Raw genomic sequence first — 18,197 nt, 5'->3', positions numbered from 1 at the left:
ATGATCTTTCAATTATATTTTTTTCCGGCTGCTCTATCTGTTCATCTTGCCTCCATTCAACAGCTATGAGGTTTTTTATAGTGTATTGGCATTTTCCTAAAATGAGCTTTTGTATATAATTATGGCACTACATAGGTACATATTTTGAAGTATCCTCAACAAAGCACTACTTTTTCAGCACGATTCGCTCCTTTCTTCCACAACCAAATCAACCAGCTTTCATGAAAAAAAACCAATTACTCGCTCCGCTGGCCCTCCTGATGGGTGCTGCACTGGCTCTTAGTTCCTGCGAAAAGAAGCAGGAGGTAGTAGCTAAAAATGAAATTTCAGAAGAAAGCTTAAGCCAGATTCGCACCTTGGGTTTTAGCACGCAAGAGGCCAAACCGGTTGAGGGCGGCATTCTGGTAGAAGGCGACATTCTGCTCACCGACGAGATGCTCAACAGCCAGCCAGAGTATTCGATGCTGCGCGTAGGCCAGGACGAGCAGTACCGGACCAACAACCTGGTCAGCACCTCGGGCGGCACCCGCACCATTAGCATTCGGGTTTCTACCAGCCTGCCTTCCGCTTACATCACGGCTACCGACGAGCTGATTCGGCGCTACAACGCCGAGAACCTGCGCCTGCGGTTCACGCGCGTAACGTCGGGCGGTGAAATCGTGTTGACGGCGGCGCCTTCGGGCTCGGGCTACCTGGCTTCGGCGGGCTTCCCTACCGGCGGCAACCCTTACAATCGGGTTCAAGTGAATTCGGGGGCTATTGGTACGGCCAACGCGTCTACCTACATTGCTACCATTCTGGCGCACGAGGTGGGTCACTGCATCGGCTTCCGCCACACCGACTATGCTGACCGCTCGTACAGCTGCGGCGGACAGTATACCAACGAAGGCGCCAGCTCAGTGGGAGCCGTGTACATTCCGGGTACTGCTTCCGGCCCCGACCCAACATCGTGGATGCTGGCTTGCATCGGCTCGGGTGCCAACCGTCCGTTCAACGCAAACGACCGCACGGCTCTCAATTACCTGTATTAAGGAGTATTGAGACATTGGGAGTGAGTAGTAAGAAAGGATGTAAACCAAGCGTCAACGAACTTCCTTTTTAACTGCTCACTATCTAATAAAGTAGAAGCCAAGAAGCCACCACAAGTCCCCGACCTTTTAGGTTGGGGACTTTTTGCTTTACGGTGTGCACGCACTGTGGGCCGCGTAGCAGTGCCAGAAACACCTTCTGGCGCTGCTACGCGGCCCACACGTCCACGGTCAACTCAGGCCTATAATCCTGGAGTTGCTACGCGGCCACGCCGAACTTGCGCTGTATCCTATAGTATGACGATGCGCCGGGTGACGGTGGTACCGCCAGCACGTGCCCGCAGCAGGTACACCCCGGAACGAATGCCGCTGGTGTCGAACGTATTAATGGTGCCTTCCACATTGGTTTCGCGCAGGAGGCGGCCGACACTATCGTACAGTCGCAGGTTCAATGGCACGCCCGGCTCCCCGACTACGCTCAACGGCTCCCCGGCTTTCACCGGCACCGGGAAGACCAGCAATTCATTGCGCCTAACCTGATAAACTGACTCAACCTGACTGTAGAAGGCACGGCCGCTGGCATCTTGGAGGAACATGCGGTACTCGTTGATACCCGGCGCAGCGTCTAAATCCGTAAGTTCTGCCGTGAGAGCTAATGGGGTACTGAGTTCCTGAATAGTGCGGAACTCGCCCTGTTCGCGGCGCTGCAAGCTCACCGACTGCAACCGAAACGTACTGCCTAGCTCCAACAGCAGCCGCACCGTATCGGCCACGGTCTGCCGCGGCACGAAGGATCGGAGGTAGCAGTTGAGGCCGGTATTGACAACGTCGATGGTAGTGCCCCGCTCGCCCCGCAACGGTCCGAGCACTGGCTCCACGGCGTAGTAAGGCGAAACCTGCTGTTGCGCCTTCGGTAAAACAAACGCCGTGTCGGTGGTAAGCAGAAACGGCTCTAGCTGCGTAGCCCCAAGCCGATACACCTGGTAGCGGGTGGCGCCCGGCACCTGGTTCCAGTACAGCAAGGCCTCGTCGGGGCAGGCGTAGCCGACGCGCAGCGGCAAGGCCCGCGCAACAGCAAAAGTATCCGACACATACGCGGTGCCATTGGCCGTCGTGAGCCGTAGCTGCGTCAGCGTGGTAGCATCGGGCACCGACCAAGCATAGCCGCGCTGCGCCAAGTCAACGCTCGGGTTGATGAGCTGCCAGTTGTTGGTTCCAACGGAGCGATAGTCGAGGCGGGCAGTGGTGGCGGGGCCGGCCCATTGCCAGCGGAGCTGTTCGATAACGCCGGGCCGGAGGCTACGGTTTCCGAGCGGATGCACCCATTCCAGCCCGCTTTCAAACTCGTAGGCGACACTAAATGCTTGCGAACCAGTGGGCACGTTGAAGCCCCGGATCAATACCAAGTATCGACCGGGCCCGGAAACAGGCAACGTAACTTGTTCTACGTTGTTCAGGTGGTCGGGACGACGACGGGCGGGCAGAGCCAGGGAATCAGGATGCGGAAACGAGCTGAGCGTCCAGGGCAGCCAACGTATACTGCGCGCCATCGTCAAATCAACCACCTCCAGATCCAGGTCGTTGATTAAGGCTTGTTGGGCATTGGCGGCTGCTTCGGGGTCGGTCCAGGTGAGCGTCACTTTCAATTGCTGCGCATCGGCGGGTGCTGTCAGCACAACCCGCTGCACCTCCCCCTGGGCTACCGTTCCGGTTTGGTAGCGGCCGTCGAGCAGAGTACGTACAGTACCAAGCGCATCGGCTTGCCCATAGCCCGACACGAAATCGACGGCGGGGCGGCCTGTGTCGTCGGCGCTGTTAATCATGGCTGCTTTCACCAAGGATGCTGGCGGCAACGCGCCGTTGTTCCCATCCCGGTAGGCGTGTTGCGCCAATAAGCTAATGCCCGATACTAGTGCCGCCGCGTCAGAAGAACCATCATCGCCAAAAGCTACCAACTCGGGCTTCACGCGGCCATCGTAGGCCGGCCCGCGCGAGCTAAGCGCGGCCACTTGCCCCTGCGCATTGGTGGCGCCCACACTTAGCGTGTTTTTCGACATTTTGAACTGCCCGGTTAGGTTGGCTACGGCTGCCAGCCCTCGGTAGGTACCCATAGCACCGGTTTGGTTGCCAGAGTTTCCCGACGAAAAAACGTGCAGCAGCGTGGGGTTCCGCCGGCTTTGCGCGTCGTAGGCCTGCGCCTCTAGGCCGTAGTAATTCTCGATGCCGGTGCCATACGAGTGGTTTTGCACGCTCACGCCCCGCGAGGCAAGCTGTGCGTCATCGTCGGGCAGCAGGTTGGCGTAGTCGGCCGAGGTGAGCCGGGCCTGCCAGGCAACTCCCTTGCCGCTAGGAGCCGAGTTGCCGCCGCCCGCTATGAGCGTAGCCATACTAGTGGCGTGCTCCGAGCGGGTAGTAGCATTCAAGTTGACATCCACCAACCGCCCTTTGAAGTCGATATCAGTAGGGTCGAAAGGGTTTTCTTTCACCGAAACCGTAAGCCCCTGCCCCGTAAGACCCGGGTAGCGCCGGTGCACCGCCGTTACGCTGTTCACCGTTGGATCGGCCCGGTTCAACTGCCGCTCATCGCGGGCAACACGGTTGGGCACATCTATGAACAGCACCAAGGGCGAATTCACAAGCAGATCTAGTTGGACGCTGCTCACCTCTACCAACGTCAGCAGCCCCGGATGACCAGCTTCCGAGCTTATCTGCACCCCTGGCAGCGTCTGCTGAGCCCACTTCTGGAATGCCGCCTGTTCCTGCACACTCACCCGCACGTTCTGCCTAGCCGCGGCCGGCTGCCGTGCCGACAAACGCAACGCAGGCGCCAGCTTATCGACCGGAGCAGTTCGGGTCTGTTGGGCCAACAGTAGGCTCGGCCCGGCAAACAGAAATCCGCTGATCAGGAAAGAGCCCCGAAGCCAACTCCGGACCGCGTGGTAAACCATACGCAAATAGTTAATTCTAAATTATACGCTCCTTAATTACAGCTCAACAGACTCTTTCAAAGTTAAGAGAAATGCCCTACCAGCCTTTTTCTTCCCCTGCTGCTTTGTCTATAAAATTGTGGCCTGTTATAATGAGTCGCACCTGTAACGGTTCCTTGAACGAGGTCGAGACGCGACACTTCGCGTCTCTTCGTTGCTGATGTTGTTTAGGTGGCTGTAGCGCGAAGCCTGTGCTTCGCATATCGTTGAACAAGGCCGTGGGTTAAGTATGATTCCGGTGGTTCAACGAGGAGACGCGAGTGCCGCGTCTCTACCTCGTTCAAGGAACCATTACAATGCGCCCACAGCTGCTGCCTGCTCATTTCTGAACATAAAAAGAGCCTGCATCCAGCAGGCTCTTTTTGTACTTGACAAGCGAATTAAGCCTACGGCTTCAGCACCACTTTCAGGCAGTTGTCTTTCTTGTTGCGGAAGATGTCGTAGCCGTGGGCGGCTTCCGAGAGTGGCAGGCGGTGCGAGATGATGTCGTCGAGCACCACTTTGCCTTCTATTACATACTGAAGCAGCTTGTCGATGTGCTTTTGCGCGGGGGCCTGACCACCGCGGATAGTGATGCCCTTGTCGAAAAACTGATGGATGGGGAAGTTGTCGTAGGGCGAGCTGTACACGCCTAGCACCGTCACGACGCCGCCGCGCCGCACGGCGCTCATGCAGGCCTCAAGAACTTTCGGCGAGCCTTTTTCAAGGTTCAGAACAGCTTTAGCCCGGTCGAGCAGGTCGCGGTCGGGCTCGAAGCCCACGCACTCCACGCACACATCGGCGCCCCGGCCTTCGCTCATGGCCCGGATTTGCTCTACTACATCGCTAGCGTTTTCCCACAGAATAATTTCCGAGTTGGTAACGCGCTTGGCTTTGTCGAGGCGGTACTGCTGCGTATCGACGAGCACCACGCGGGCCGCCCCACGCAGCCACGCCGACTTAGCGGCCATGATACCTACCGGACCCGACCCGAAAATGGCCACGAACTCACCACCTTTCACGTCGGCCCAATCAATGCCGGAATAACCCGTTGGGAAGATATCGGTCAGGAACAGCGCCTGCTCGTCGGTGAGGAAATCAGGAATAACGCGGGGCCCGAAATCCGCGTAGGGTACGCGCACAAACTCAGCCTGGCCGCCATTGTAGCCGCCGTACAGGTCGGTGTAGCCAAAGAGGGCGCCGCCTTTTTCGGTGGCTAGGCCGCCTTCCGGACCGTAATGGTCGGGGTTGGAATTTTCGCAGTGGCCTGGCAGCTGGTGGTTGCAGAAATAGCAAGTACCGCAGGCAACGGGAAACGGAACCACCACCCGGTCGCCTACTTTAAGCTTATTGCCAACTCCTTTACCTACTTCTTCCACAATGCCCATAAACTCGTGCCCAAGCACCATGGGCCGGGGCTGCGGGATGCTGCCGTTGTAAATGTGCAGGTCGGAACCGCAGATAGCCGTGCTCGTAACGCGAATAATGGCGTCGCGAGCATCTTCAATTTTAGGATCATCTACGGTGTCGACGCGAACGTCTTTCATCCCGTGATACACGAGTGCTTTCATAGCGAGGTCTGGTTTTGGATGTGGAAGAGGAGCAGAACGGCCGAAGCCAGTACAAGGCTAACGGTGGCGCTTAAGGCGGGGTTATTGTTCAGCTTATGCCCTGCTTTGGTTTCAAAAGCCTATAACCTACCTCCTGTTGCTGGAGCAGCGAAATGCCAATGACGTTGCTTAGGAAGTTACTCGCCCCATCCTGCTTGATTTGGCGTCCGCAGGTGGCGCATCAAACCAGGGACCGGAGGCGTAGTCGAAGCGTCTGGCTTGGGTGGTAGAATCACTAGCACCACAACCTTAGCACACCAGATGCTTCGGCTCCTGCTGCGCCGGCGCGGATACTGGAGCAAGTATGACGGTCTGGGGAGTTGAACACTTGCTAAACAGCCTCAATGCCTTTCTTTATAATAGTACCTCCGTACCTAATAAAAAACGCTCAGCAACAGACTTTTGATCTGCTGTCGGGCGGCTTCGTTGTTCTTGCAGCGTGTTCACTTACCGCTGCTCGGAGTTGCTTACAACTTATATACTTGAATGCCCGCCGCGGTAAAAACGTAGGCGTAAGTTTCTCCTAGCAGCACCTGCCGCACATCGGCAGCCGGCACGGGCAAGGACAAAGTGCGCTGCGTAAGATTGTAGAGATGAAAAAGCTGCACGGCGCCTTCAGCCAGATAGTATAGCTCGTCGCCTCGAAAGCCGACGGTGTTTAGGCCGAGGAAAGGCAGCTTTTTACGGTAGTTGCCAAGGTTGTCGAACACATAGATACCATTCACCCGGTCAACCAGATACAAGTTGTTCTGATACTCACGCAAAAACCGAAAATCGGGTTTAGAACGCCCAATAAGTAGGTCGAGGGGCGTACTGCGGGTGTTGCGCGGCTGCGTCGGGTCGAATTGGCGTAAGGTTAAATCCGATTCGTTGAGCAGCCAGATCCGGTCGTCGGGAGCCAGAGTGGTGGCGCGGGCAGTGCCGTCGAGCAAGTCCAACAGGTTGAGCTGGCTTATGGGAGCCACAAATCGGTCGAGTAGCAGCAGTTGCTGCCGGTCATCGTAGAAAACCAGAATTTTAGTGGTGTTCCAGGCTTCAATCTGCGCCACGTGGCCGGGCTGCGGCGGCGAGTAGGTGTTCAGGGCCTGACCGTCGGGCCCGTATTGGTGCACGTTGTTTTGAGCGTCGGCCACATACAAGGTGCCGCGCCGGTCCAGCGAAGCCACGCCGGGTTTCGGCAGCGCTACACTGCGCACCAGCGTCCAGGCTGGTGCGGTGGCAGCCGTTTCGGCGGCTTTCACCGCAGTGTTCTGTACAGGAGCCGGCTGCTGGCCAGGCGGCGCCACCGACGCCGGATTGGGCACGGTGGATTGGGCGAGGCATAGAACTGAGAACTGAAAAGCGAAAATTGAGACGAGGAAAAACCTGAGCAGTAGCCGCGTAATCTCTTGCCCCAACCTCTTATTTCTTGCTTCTAAGTTCTCACTTCTCGAAATGCTGCAGAACCAGGTCGGTGCCATCATAAACGCCATACGAGCAATAATTGACCCATTCGCCGAGGTTCATATAGCGGCTACCCGGCGCCACCTCCACATCGATGGGCAAATGGCGGTGCCCAAATACATAATGATCGTGGTGAAAGTGCTTTTCTAGCTCCCGACAGTAGATCAGCAGCCACTCCTCGTCTTCGTAATACACTTCGTCCTGCTGCGTATTCTGAATGCGGCTGCGGCGGCTCCAGCCGTTGGCTATGCCGATGCCGAAGTTGGGATGCAACCGCGCAAACAGCCACTGCGACACTGGCGAGGCGAAAATGCGCTTCAGCACCTTATAAGTGTAGTCTTTAGGCCCGAGGCCGTCGCCGTGCCCAATGTGGAATTCCTTGCCCGCAATCTGTTGGCTAACTGGTTGGCGCAGAATAGGAATACCCAACTCTTGGGTGAAATAGTCGAACATCCACATGTCGTGGTTGCCGGTGAAGAACGTGACGGGCAGGCCTGCATCCGTTAGCTCCGCTAGCTTGCCCTGCAAGCGAATAAAGCCGCGCGGAATGGCATGACGATATTCAAACCAGAAGTCGAAAATATCGCCGAGCAAATAAATGGCCGCCGCATCGGGCGCTACGGAATCCAGCCAGCGCACAATGCGCCGCTCCCGCGCCAATGAACTGGCGGCGTCGGGCACTCCAAGGTGAAAGTCGGAAGCAAAGTATACGCGCTGGCCAGGGGGCAACGTCAAATCAGGCAGGCGAGGTGGCTTCGTCATCCAGTAAAAACAGGGCAAGGCTGCGCGGGCCGTGAGCACCGAGCACAAGAGTCTTTTCAATATCGGCCGTGCGGCTAGGGCCCGTCGTCAGCGAGATCATGGACGGCAAGTGCTCCTGCCCATACTTCTGCTGCAGGTTGCGCAAGGCGTCGCTGATGTCGGCTACCACTTGCGAAGTGCGGGCAAATACCAGGTGCTGATCAGGGTAGATGCTGAGGCGGCGTCCACTACTGGTAGCGGCCGAAACCAGTACGCTGCCGGTACGGGCTATCAATGCCTCGCACGTAGTGAGTCCGGCATCGGCATGGGCCACAAAGTTGCCTTCATCCTGATTGAAAACGAGGCCACCAGCGTGCAGCATCTTTTTCAACTCGGGCTCCCACACATATAAGTGCTCCAGCTCTTTCTCTTTTTTATAAGTGAAAAGCTGATCGTAGAAGTGCTCTTCTGACTCACAGAAGTACAGCTGCCCGCCCACTCGCACAAAACTTTCGGCAAAGGCAACGGCTAAGTCGCCGGGGGCGCGGGGATGCAAGGGAGCCGTGAAGTCAGGAGCAGGCTTGGGCGGGGTAGGCTGCTGAAGTGATTCTCGGATACGGCGCAGAATAATATCGCGGGACGATTCGGGCATAATTCAAAGGTAACAAGCTCTAAGGTAGAAGTTGCGAGCCACGCTGCAAAACCCCGATGCGGTGAAAGCAAGACGCCATTAGGCAACGAACTAGAGAGAATAACGCCTACTTCTATTCCAATTGTGTGGGGGCCTGCCCCACGGCGACGACTGGCCTTTATGAAAATAGTCTTAAACTTGATTCCAGTATAACATTATCCTTACTCAACATAATACAGTAATCTAGGTTTTTCTCTTAATGAATTATATCCTATATTTTCTCAACTATTAAAACATGTAATGTGGCTTCAATAGCTTAATTTTACGTTTGAAAGGAATTCGCCATGAAGAAAAAATACAAATACATAAAGCTAACGTATACGATTGAGAATCTTCACGCAGTTGGTAAGCGGAGTTGGACGGTGCTGGTTTTCTTCATAATAAGTATTAATGCCTTTGCCCAATCGCCAGATACAACACTGGTGAACGGCATGCGCAACATCAACCTCGAAAACGTGGATGTGGCTCCATCAGTGGTGGATACAAAGAGTTGGCTTTTGCTCAACCAAGATATCCAGATAGAGCTAGACGGGGCCGTGCACAACCTCTACAATTCCAAGCACGACCAAGCGGAAAAGCAGTTCCGGTCTTTGCGCCGGCGCTATCCGCAACATCCCATGCCCTACTTCCTGATGGGCCTGAGCACGTGGTGGAAAATCATGCCGAGCAACGTTACCAACACTATCTACGATAAGATATTTTTTGCTTACATGGATACGGCCATCACCAAAGGCGAGCGGCTGTACGAAATAGACAACAAAAATTATGAAGCGTGCTTTTTCCTTGCCGCGGCCTATGGCTTCGATGCGCGCCTACACGCCGAGCGCCACGACCTCCGCAGAGCCACCGTCAGCAGCAAGCGCGCCCTCGACTACCTCGACAAGAGCAAAGAAGCCAATGGTTTGAGCCCGGAATTCCTACTTGGGCAAGGCTTGTTCAATTATTACGCCGCCTGGATTTCCGATGAACATCCGTGGTTGCGGCCTATTCTGCTGCTTTTTCCTAAAGGCAACCGGCAGGCTGGGTTACAGCAAATCAAAAGTGTAGCCGAAAACGGCATGTATGCCGGACCGGAAGCCAAGTTTTTCCTGATGAAAATATTAGGGAGCGAACAGGAGAACAACTCAACGGGTGCCTTGCAAGTGGCCCGCCAACTAGCTACCACCTATCCCGACAACGGCTATTTCGAGCGGTATTATGCCATGCTGTGCTTCAACAATGGAGAGCATCGGAAGTGTGAGCAAGTCAGCCTCGACATTCTCGACAAGCTGAACCGCGGAATGCCCGGCTACGAGGGCTTTAGCGGCCGTTACGCCACGTATTACTTGGGTTGGTTAAACCAAAACAAGTATAAGAACGCCTCGAAGGCCAAAGACTATTTTCAGCGGTGCGTGGTTTTTTCGGAAGCTACTGGCCAGACGGGTGTCGGCTACTACGTGCATGCCAATTACAACCTGGCTAAAATCGCCGACGAAGAAAACAACGTAAGTGCGGCCCGGCGCTACTATCAAGTTGTGCTAGAGAAAGCGGAACGTAAGTCTGATATCTACAACGAAGCCAAGGACTACCTGAAAACGCGCAAACTAATGAAGGCTAGCTCCAGCCAGCAAGGTCCTGCTTATTCCTCGGAGTATCAGACGAAGAAAAGCAACGTCAAGACGCGCTTATCATCGCTGAATATGAAATCAAATCAGTAACCCATTATGCTCTTGCCATAAGCAACTGCGGCCGGATCGGCAGAGCTTACTCGTGTAATGAGTATTGCCCGTTCCGGCCGCAGTTGCTTATGGTATTTAGTTGATAACCAAGTATTGCAAAAACCGCGTAGCCTGAAGATGCTCCGGCAAGCGGATGCCGGATTAAGCAGGACGGTTCATAAGGATTTTAGTTTACTTATTAAACAGCTTCGCTAGTAAGACCTAAGATGTTGATCACTTGACCTAGCCTTTTCAATTTTGAGCGTTGACAAAATAAAAAGAGCCGATCCTTACGGACCGGCTCTTTTTATTTTGGGCAAGCTTTGTCTTACATCGGAGTTACCACGCTGCCACCAGAACCGGCTGACGAGCTGGCACTGCCGTTAGGCAAGTCAGCATCTACGCCTGGCAGGTTTAGATTGGGCAAATCGTCGCTAAGCGGAACACCACTAGGATGCTCTTGCTTCCGCTCGCTTAGGGTTTCGCTACGGTCAGTACCAGCCATGTGGGCTTGGTAGTTGGTTTGCACACCGTGTGGGCGCTTACCGACTAGGCGCTCCAGGTCGTCCTGCAGCAGCACTTCTTTATCGAGCAGCTCTTTTGCTACCACTTCCAGTTCGTGCCGACGCTCAGTCAGCAGTTCCTTGGTGCGGATATAAGCGTTTTCGATGATGTTGCGCACCTCTTCGTCTATCATCTGCGAAGTGGATTCCGAATAAGGCTTCGAGAAACCATACTCGTTCTGTCCTTTCGAGTCGTAGTACGAGACGTTGCCAAGCTTAGCGTTCATGCCATACATCGTCACGATGGAGTAAGCCATCTTGGTGATGCGCTCCAGGTCAGACAAAGCACCAGTCGAAATCTTACCGAATACAATCTCTTCGGCAGCTCGGCCACCTAAGGTCATGCACATTTCGTCGGTAAGCTGTTCGGTGTTGTAGAGGAACTGCTCACGGGGCAGATACTGAGCGTATCCTAACGCGGCAACACCACGAGGTACAATGCTCACCTTCACCAATGGGTCGGCGTGCTCCAGGAACCAGCCGGCAATGGCGTGGCCTGCCTCGTGGTAGGCAACAATACGCTTCTCGTCGGGGCTGATGATCTTATTTTTCTTCTCCAGACCTCCAATAACGCGGTCAACTGCGTCGGTGAAGTCCTGCATGGTAATCATTTTCTTGTCGCGGCGGGCCGCAATGAGGGCAGCCTCGTTGCAGACGTTAGCAATTTCAGCGCCGGCAAAACCAGGAGTCTGAGCTGCCAAACGGCGAGCTTCCACATCCGGACCGAGCGTCAAGGGCTTAAGGTGCACCTGGAAAATCTCGGTGCGACCATTAATATCGGGCTTATCAATGCTGATCTGCCGGTCGAAACGGCCGGGACGCAGCAAGGCAGAGTCAAGCGTGTCGGGGCGGTTGGTAGCGGCCAGGATAATAACCCCGGAATCGGTACCGAAACCGTCCATTTCCACGAGCAGCGAGTTCAGCGTGTTTTCGCGCTCGTCGTTACCACCGGGCATATTGCCCCGCGAACGGCTACGGCCTACGGCATCAATTTCGTCGATGAAGATGATACAAGGAGCCTTGGATTTGGCTTGCTTGAAAAGGTCACGTACCCGAGCGGCACCCACCCCCACGAACATCTCGACGAAGTCGGAGCCGGAGAGAGAGAAGAACGGCACGTCGGCTTCACCCGCTACGGCCTTTGCCAGCAAGGTTTTACCGGTACCGGGAGGGCCTACTAGCAAAGCCCCTTTCGGAATTTTACCACCAAGGATGGTGAACTTCGAAGGGTTCTTGAGGAACTCCACGATTTCCTGTACTTCCTCTTTGGCTTCTTCCAGACCAGCTACGTCTTTGAACGTGATTTTCACTTTGTCGCCACCTTCGAACAAGGCAGCCCGGCTCTTGCCGATGTTGAAAATCTGACCACCGGCGCCAGCGCCACCGCTCATGCGGCGCATCAGGAACCAGAAGCCTACGAACAACAGGATCGTAAAACCCCAGGTAGTGACCAAGTCTCCGTAGCCGGTGCGGGTATCGAACGTGATGCCGATGCGTTGCTCAAGGGGCACATTGGCTTGCAGCTTCTCGAAGTCTTCCTTGAACGTTTTCCCGTCAACGACGCGGAAAACGAATTGCGGACTGGCCTCAAAAGCGAGGGGACCACGACGGCTGAGCATGTCTCTATATTTGCCGGCGCGCACGGCCTCGTTTTTCAACGACACCTCTACTTCGGAGCGGTCGGTGAGCAGCCGCACGTCGCGGACATCACCGGCGGCGTACATCTGCTCGAATTTTTGCTGGTTTATTTCCACTTTGTTGCCGCTCTGGTTAAAGAACAGCCAAGCGCAGAGAAATAAAACCAGCCCAGCGAGTAGCCAGAGTTGCATGCCAGGCTTCGGGGCCGGGCTAGGCAACATGGGCTTTTTCTTTTTGGGCGTGTTATCTGACATGTATAAGGTTTAGCTAAGGCAAAAAATCAAAGGCGGAACACCCCGCTAGCATGTTTGTTCTCATAACTAAACGAAAACAAACGCATTTTACTTTATCGGGCCGACACAGTTTCTTCCTCTATGTAGCGGATTTCTGCATCACCCCACAGCTCTTCCAAGGCGTAGAACTGCCTCCGGTCGCGCAGGAACACGTGAACCACGACATCCACATAGTCGAGCAACACCCATTCGCGGTTCATTCGGCCCTCGGTTTGCCAGGGGTTTTCACCGGTAAGTTTTTCCACTTCTTCCTCTATCGAACGCGCAATGGCATCGATTTGAGTATCTGATGAGGCCGAGCAGACGATAAAATAATCTGCTACAGCATTTTTCAACTCTTTAAGGTTCATCACAACGATATCCAGGGCCTTTTTCTCCTGCATACCGCGTACGACTACCTCTGCCAACTTGTCCGAATCCTGCCGAACCAGGGTACTTTTCATGGGGTATTATTAGGTTTGATCTTCACAAAGTACGAAAAACACGTGGAGGCTCTTTCCCCCCAAACGTTATTCACGGGCCGCCAAGTGGTTTCGTTGCCCGAATGTGCTTCAACTAACACTGAAGCACAGGATCTTATTCACAGAAACCGCGCCACCGACGGCTGCGTGGTAATTACCGACAAACAGACTGCCGGCCGGGGCCAGCGTGGCAACCGGTGGGAAGCCGCCCCTGGCGAGAACCTAACGCTGTCGGTGGTATGGCGTCCTACCTTTCTGCCCGCCCCCGACCAGTTCTTGCTCAGCCAAGCAGTAGCGCTGGCTGTGCACGACTGGGCCGTGGTCTTACTTGGCCCCGACCCCGCGCTTCGGGTGAAGTGGCCAAATGACATGTTTTTCGGTGACCGAAAGCTAGGTGGTATCCTGATTGAAAACACGCTTAGCGGCACAATGATTCAGCATAGTATCATAGGAATTGGAATGAATATCAATCAGCGCGAATTTCAGGTGCCTACTGCCACCTCGTTTGCCGCGCTTACTGGGCGTGCCTACCCATTGGCGCCACTCGCTAGCCGCCTACTCGAACACCTGGAACGGCGCTATTTGCAGTTGCGGGCGGGCCGCCTCGCTGCCATCCGCCACAACTACCGCCAAGTGCTCTACCGCTATCAGCAACCCCACTTATATGAAGTAGACGGCCGGCAAATTACAGGCGAAATCATAGATGTCGACGAGGCTGGGCGCTTGGCCTTATCGGTGGGCGGGCAAATTCGCCACTTCGACCTGAAGGATATTCGCTACATCTTGTGATTCCGGCTTTTGGTCGACAAAAACAAGCAGCAGGCATATATTTTTATGCAAGCCAAGAGCAAAAAGCAACCTTTAATTGTTGATTAACGAGTAGAAGAGCATCCTATATTCTGGATGGCATTTAAACGGAACGCAACCTTTTCGCTCTAAGCACCATCTATGCATTAGTACCCGCTTATATGAAATTAGGCATGGTGCTTGATTGCCTAGCAAAAGATCCTCTGCTGCCATGACAGTGGCGGTTTAGCTTAAATAGAAGAAAATACATATATTTGAAAGCCCGCCGAACCGACAGGCTTTTTGAAAACTGCTTGCCATGAAAATTTCTACTCGCATAGTTGGATTGTTAGGCTTGTTACTGATTCAGTTGTCGGCTCTGGCTGCCACTGTCACAGTAGAAGTAGGCGACAATTTCTACCGTCCTCAAAATGTAGTCATCCAACCGGGCGATGTAATACGGTGGGTGAATATCGGACTGAATTCTCATCCTACTGTATCGGATTCCAGCCCAATGCTGTGGCCGACCTTCACTATCAGTCCTACGAACACAATGTACACATCGCAGCCTCTCACTGCCCTTGGTACGTTTAATTACTATTGTTCACTTCACTCGTTCAGTACTCCGCGACAAGGCATGATAGGCAGCATTACCGTCAGCAATACTCCGCAGTCTACTCTTAGCAGCAAAGCCGCTGGTATTGCGCTTAGCGTGTACCCGAACCCAAGCAAAGGTCTCGTAGTTGTGACACTAAATCAGAAAGTTGATTCTAATTATAAGCTGCGTCTGACTAACGTTTTGGGCCGCGAAATACGCTCGTTCTCGTTGCGCACCGAGGCCTCCAACACGGGAATGCCCCTCAACTTATCAGACTTACCGGCCGGTATGTATTTCTACAGCTTGGTACAAAACGACAAGGTACTGTCTACGAAGAGATTCGTATTGCAAAACTAATTCGTTTACACTTTAGTCTCCTCTTGAAAAGCGGCCCACCTCGTTGGCCGCTTTTTTTGTGCGCTCTATTTGCCCGCAGCTATTTCCAACGTTTAAAGACGCAGTGTACGGCGGGATTTATTGTCTACTTTTGGCGTTCTATAACTTTCCTCCCTCGCTCAAAAGCCCGCGTCAGGCGACGCCGCCCGGGGCCTGCCCCTTCTACCTAATCACTGTATGCGCTCATACAAAAGCCTTAATAACCTGGTCGGTTGGCTGGTGTTTGCCATTGCTACCATCGTTTATCTCATCACCCTCGAACCTACAGCTTCGTTTTGGGACTGCGGCGAGTTCATAGCCTGCTCCTATAAGCTGCTGGTACCTCACCCACCCGGAGCCCCTCTTTTCCTGCTGCTCGGCCGGCTGTTTTCGTTGCTTTCCTTTGGCGATGTAACCAAGGTTTCGGTGTTGATTAATGCCCTATCGGCCTTAAGCAGTTCGTTCACGGTTTTATTTCTGTTCTGGACTATTACCATTCTGGCCAAGAAACTGGTGCTACATCACTCGGGCGCCTTGGGGCACTCAGTACCCAATGTCCCCGAACCAACCTTCGGCCAAAGCCTGTTGATTCTGGGCGCGGGGGTGGTAGGCGCTTTGTCTTTTGCCTTCTCCGATTCTTTCTGGTTTAATGCCGAGGAAGGCGAGGTATATGCCATGTCGTCGCTGTTTACGGCAGCAGTAGTTTGGATTATGCTGAAGTGGGAAAACCGAGCCCACGAAGCCGACTCCGATAAGTGGCTGATTCTTATTGCTTATGTAGTAGGGCTTTCCATCGGAGTACACTTGCTGAACTTGCTAGCGCTGCCGGCCCTGGCTTTCATCTACTACTACCGTCGCACGCAAAACCCTACTACCCTGGGCAGCATCGTCACGTTGGTGCTGAGTCTGGTGCTGGTAGGCTTGGTGATGGTGGGCATTATTCCGGGTTTGCCTTCGCTGGCGGGCGGGTTCGAGGTGTTCTTCGTTAACAGCGTAGGACTGCCTTTCAACTCCGGTATCGTCATTTTCCTGGTGCTATTCGTGGGCTTGCTGGTGCTAGGCTTCCGCTATTCTTATCAGAAGCGCAACCGGCTGCTCAACACGGCTATGTTGAGTTTGGTATTTATTCTGATTGGCTACTCCAGCTACCTGATTGTTCCTATCCGGAGCAGCTACCATCCCACCATCAACGAAAACAACCCCGAGGATGTGCTCAGCTTCGTGAGCTACCTCAAGCGCGAGCAGTACGGCGACCGGCCGTTGCTCTACGGTCCTCAGTTTAACGCACGCCCTATTCGCTATGACGAGGGCGCGCCGCGCTATGTGCGCGAAGGCAACAAATACGTGGTAGCCGAAAAGCGCCAAGTGGTCGTGTACGACGATGCCGACAAGATGCTGCTACCCCGCATCTACAGCCCGCAGCCCGAGCATATTTACAACTATCAGAAATGGGTGGACATCCAGGAAGGCGTGAAGCCGACGATGGGCCAGAACCTCTCGTTCCTGTTCCGCTACCAGATGGGCCATCAGTTCTGGCGCTACTTCTTGTGGAACTACGTAGGCCGCGAAAGCGACGTGCAACAATCGGGTGGCTTGTGGCCTTGGGATGCTAGCAAAAGCGGCGTACCAGAGCGAGTAGCCGACAGCAAAGCGCGCAACAACTTTTTCGCTATTCCGCTGATTCTGGGGTTGATTGGCTTGTTTTATCAGTCGCGCCGCGACTCCCGCAACGCCTTTATTGTGGGCCTGCTGTTCGTATTCACGGGTTTAGCTATTGTGGTGTATCTCAACCAGCCGCCCATCGAGCCGCGCGAGCGAGACTACACCTTCACCGGCGCCACCTACGCCTTTGCCATCTGGATAGGTCTGAGCGTGCTAGGCTTAGCTGAGCTGCTACGTTCGGTGCTGAAAGCCGACTCGGGCCGGGCCGGGGCCGCTACTGTCATTGGCTTGCTGGCTCCAATTCTTCTGCTGACGCAGGGTTGGGATGACCACGACCGTTCGGGCCGTTACAACTCCGTCGACTCCGCCAAGAACCTGCTGAACTCGTTGCAGCCCAACGCTATCCTGTTCACCAATGGCGACAACGACACGTTCCCGCTCTGGTACGCGCAGGAAGTGGAAGGCGTGCGCACCGATGTGCGAGTGGCCGTGCTTAGCTACCTGAACACCGACTGGTACATCCAGCAGATGAAGAACCGCGCTTACAAGTCGCAGCCGCTGCCCGTTTCTATGCCGGCCAACCGCTACAAGCAAGGCACCAACGACTACCTACCCTACGCCGAAAATCCGTCGGTTAAGCAAATCAATCTGAAGGAATTTATTCAGTTGGTGACGCAGAACAGTGACCTGTTGAAAGTGTCGTACGACGAAAGCAGTCCAGCTATGATGTCGTTTCCGAGCCCGAATTTCTTTCTCGACGTAGATACTACGGCCGTGGAAAGGCTTGGCATCGTCCCCAAAGACCGGCGCAAGCAGCTCGTGACGCGCATGGAGTGGAATATGGGCAAAGGCGCCATCGAGAAGAAAAATCTGGTGATTCTGGACATGCTGGCGACCAATAACTGGCAGCGGCCCATCTATTTCTCTAGCACCGTAGCCGGTTCCGACTTCATGAACCTCCAGCCTTATTTCCAGCTGGAAGGCATGGCCTACCGCGTACTGCCTCTGAAAGACCCCAATTACCAGCCTCGCGGCGACGAAGGCTACGTAGCCAAGGACTTGATGTATGAGAGTTTGATGAAAAAGTTTGCTTACCGGGGCCTTAATGATCCGGGTGTTTTCTACGACGAAAACAACCTGCGCTTCCCAGCTAACTACCGTGACAAGTTTGCTCGCCTAGCCAATACGTATCTGGCGGAAGGCAACAAGGCGAAAGCCAAAGAGGTGCTAGACAAGTGCTTTGCCGCCATGCCCGACGCCAGCATCCCGTACGACTATTATGCCCCGCAATTTGTACCGGCATTAGTAGCAGTAGGCGAGCGGGCCCGCGCCAACGACATCATGGACAAGATGACTAGTCGGGCGCAGGTGGCACTGCCGTATTATCAGACCCACAATCCAGCGCTGTTTGATATGGAAAACCAGACCTACCTGCTAAGTGTGCAGAGCGTATACCGCGCCGCCGAGCAGATTGGCGACCAGGCCCGCGCTAGCAAAGCACTAGAGCTACTGAACCAGTATTATCCGCGGCAGTAAGTTAATTAAATAGAGGAGTGGTAACGCGAAGTTCCACTTCGCGACCGTTAAACGAAAGCGTTGTTACGTTGTCGTTGCTATGGTCGAGAAGTGGAACTTCGCGTTACAG

General features: G+C 54.4%; 12 protein-coding genes. 5 read left to right on the top strand and 7 right to left on the bottom strand.

The features are described 5' to 3' along the window. Window positions 1-221: 221 nt before the first annotated feature. The gene (locus VF639_RS16035; RefSeq protein ID WP_331146937.1) at window positions 222-1,031 is read left to right on the top strand and encodes a M57 family metalloprotease; all 810 of its coding nucleotides are present in this window, start codon (window positions 222-224) and stop codon (window positions 1,029-1,031) included. A gap of 287 nt (window positions 1,032-1,318) precedes the next feature. Here the strand turns inward: VF639_RS16035 and VF639_RS16030 are convergent, their stop codons facing one another. The 5 genes from VF639_RS16030 to VF639_RS16010 form a co-directional block, all read right to left on the bottom strand. Further along, on the bottom strand, window positions 1,319-3,976 hold the full coding sequence (locus VF639_RS16030) for a S8 family serine peptidase (protein ID WP_331146936.1): 2,658 nt from the start codon (window positions 3,974-3,976) through the stop codon (window positions 1,319-1,321). Between the two features lie 425 nt (window positions 3,977-4,401). Next, on the bottom strand, window positions 4,402-5,565 hold the full coding sequence (locus VF639_RS16025) for a zinc-dependent alcohol dehydrogenase (protein ID WP_331146935.1): 1,164 nt from the start codon (window positions 5,563-5,565) through the stop codon (window positions 4,402-4,404). A 506-nt stretch (window positions 5,566-6,071) separates the two neighbouring features. Then, entirely contained in the window at window positions 6,072-6,908 is an 837-nt protein-coding gene (locus tag VF639_RS16020) for a hypothetical protein (RefSeq protein ID WP_331146934.1), read from the bottom strand. Window positions 6,909-7,026: 118 nt separating this feature from the next. Continuing rightward, window positions 7,027-7,809: a UDP-2,3-diacylglucosamine diphosphatase gene (locus VF639_RS16015; RefSeq protein WP_331146933.1), complete on the bottom strand. Its 783-nt coding sequence runs from the start codon at window positions 7,807-7,809 to the stop codon at window positions 7,027-7,029. Beyond that, complete coding sequence (locus VF639_RS16010; protein ID WP_331146932.1) at window positions 7,784-8,440, bottom strand: LutC/YkgG family protein; 657 nt, start codon at window positions 8,438-8,440, stop codon at window positions 7,784-7,786. The genes VF639_RS16015 and VF639_RS16010 overlap by 26 nt, the downstream gene beginning before the upstream one ends. A 470-nt stretch (window positions 8,441-8,910) precedes the next feature. On the opposite strand from VF639_RS16010, the gene VF639_RS16005 reads away from it, so the two are divergent. Next, window positions 8,911-10,176: a tetratricopeptide repeat protein gene (locus tag VF639_RS16005; RefSeq protein WP_331146931.1), complete on the top strand. Its 1,266-nt coding sequence runs from the start codon at window positions 8,911-8,913 to the stop codon at window positions 10,174-10,176. A gap of 328 nt (window positions 10,177-10,504) precedes the next feature. On the opposite strand, the gene ftsH is transcribed toward VF639_RS16005, so the two are convergent. Then, entirely contained in the window at window positions 10,505-12,631 is a 2,127-nt protein-coding gene (ftsH, locus tag VF639_RS16000) for an ATP-dependent zinc metalloprotease FtsH (RefSeq protein ID WP_331146930.1), read from the bottom strand. A gap of 92 nt (window positions 12,632-12,723) precedes the next feature. Next, complete coding sequence (gene rsfS / locus VF639_RS15995) at window positions 12,724-13,113, bottom strand: ribosome silencing factor (RefSeq protein ID WP_331146929.1); 390 nt, start codon at window positions 13,111-13,113, stop codon at window positions 12,724-12,726. 42 nt (window positions 13,114-13,155) lie between these two features. Between rsfS and VF639_RS15990 the strand changes: the two genes are divergently transcribed. From VF639_RS15990 to VF639_RS15980, 3 genes are all read left to right on the top strand, one after another. Then, window positions 13,156-13,920 carry a biotin--[acetyl-CoA-carboxylase] ligase gene (locus VF639_RS15990; RefSeq protein WP_331146928.1) on the top strand — a complete coding sequence of 255 codons (765 nt, stop codon included), beginning with the start codon at window positions 13,156-13,158 and terminating at the stop codon, window positions 13,918-13,920. Window positions 13,921-14,236: 316 nt separating this feature from the next. Continuing rightward, the gene (locus tag VF639_RS15985; protein ID WP_331146927.1) at window positions 14,237-14,872 is read left to right on the top strand and encodes a T9SS type A sorting domain-containing protein; all 636 of its coding nucleotides are present in this window, start codon (window positions 14,237-14,239) and stop codon (window positions 14,870-14,872) included. Between the two features lie 216 nt (window positions 14,873-15,088). Then, a complete protein-coding gene (locus VF639_RS15980) occupies window positions 15,089-18,088 on the top strand; it encodes a glycosyltransferase family 117 protein (protein WP_331146926.1) in 3,000 nt (999 codons plus the stop codon). The last annotated feature ends 109 nt before the right edge of the window (window positions 18,089-18,197 follow it).

The organism is Hymenobacter sp. (assembly GCF_036387835.1).
Lineage (GTDB): Bacteria > Bacteroidota > Bacteroidia > Cytophagales > Hymenobacteraceae > Hymenobacter.
This window is presented reverse-complemented; position numbering and strand designations above follow the sequence as displayed.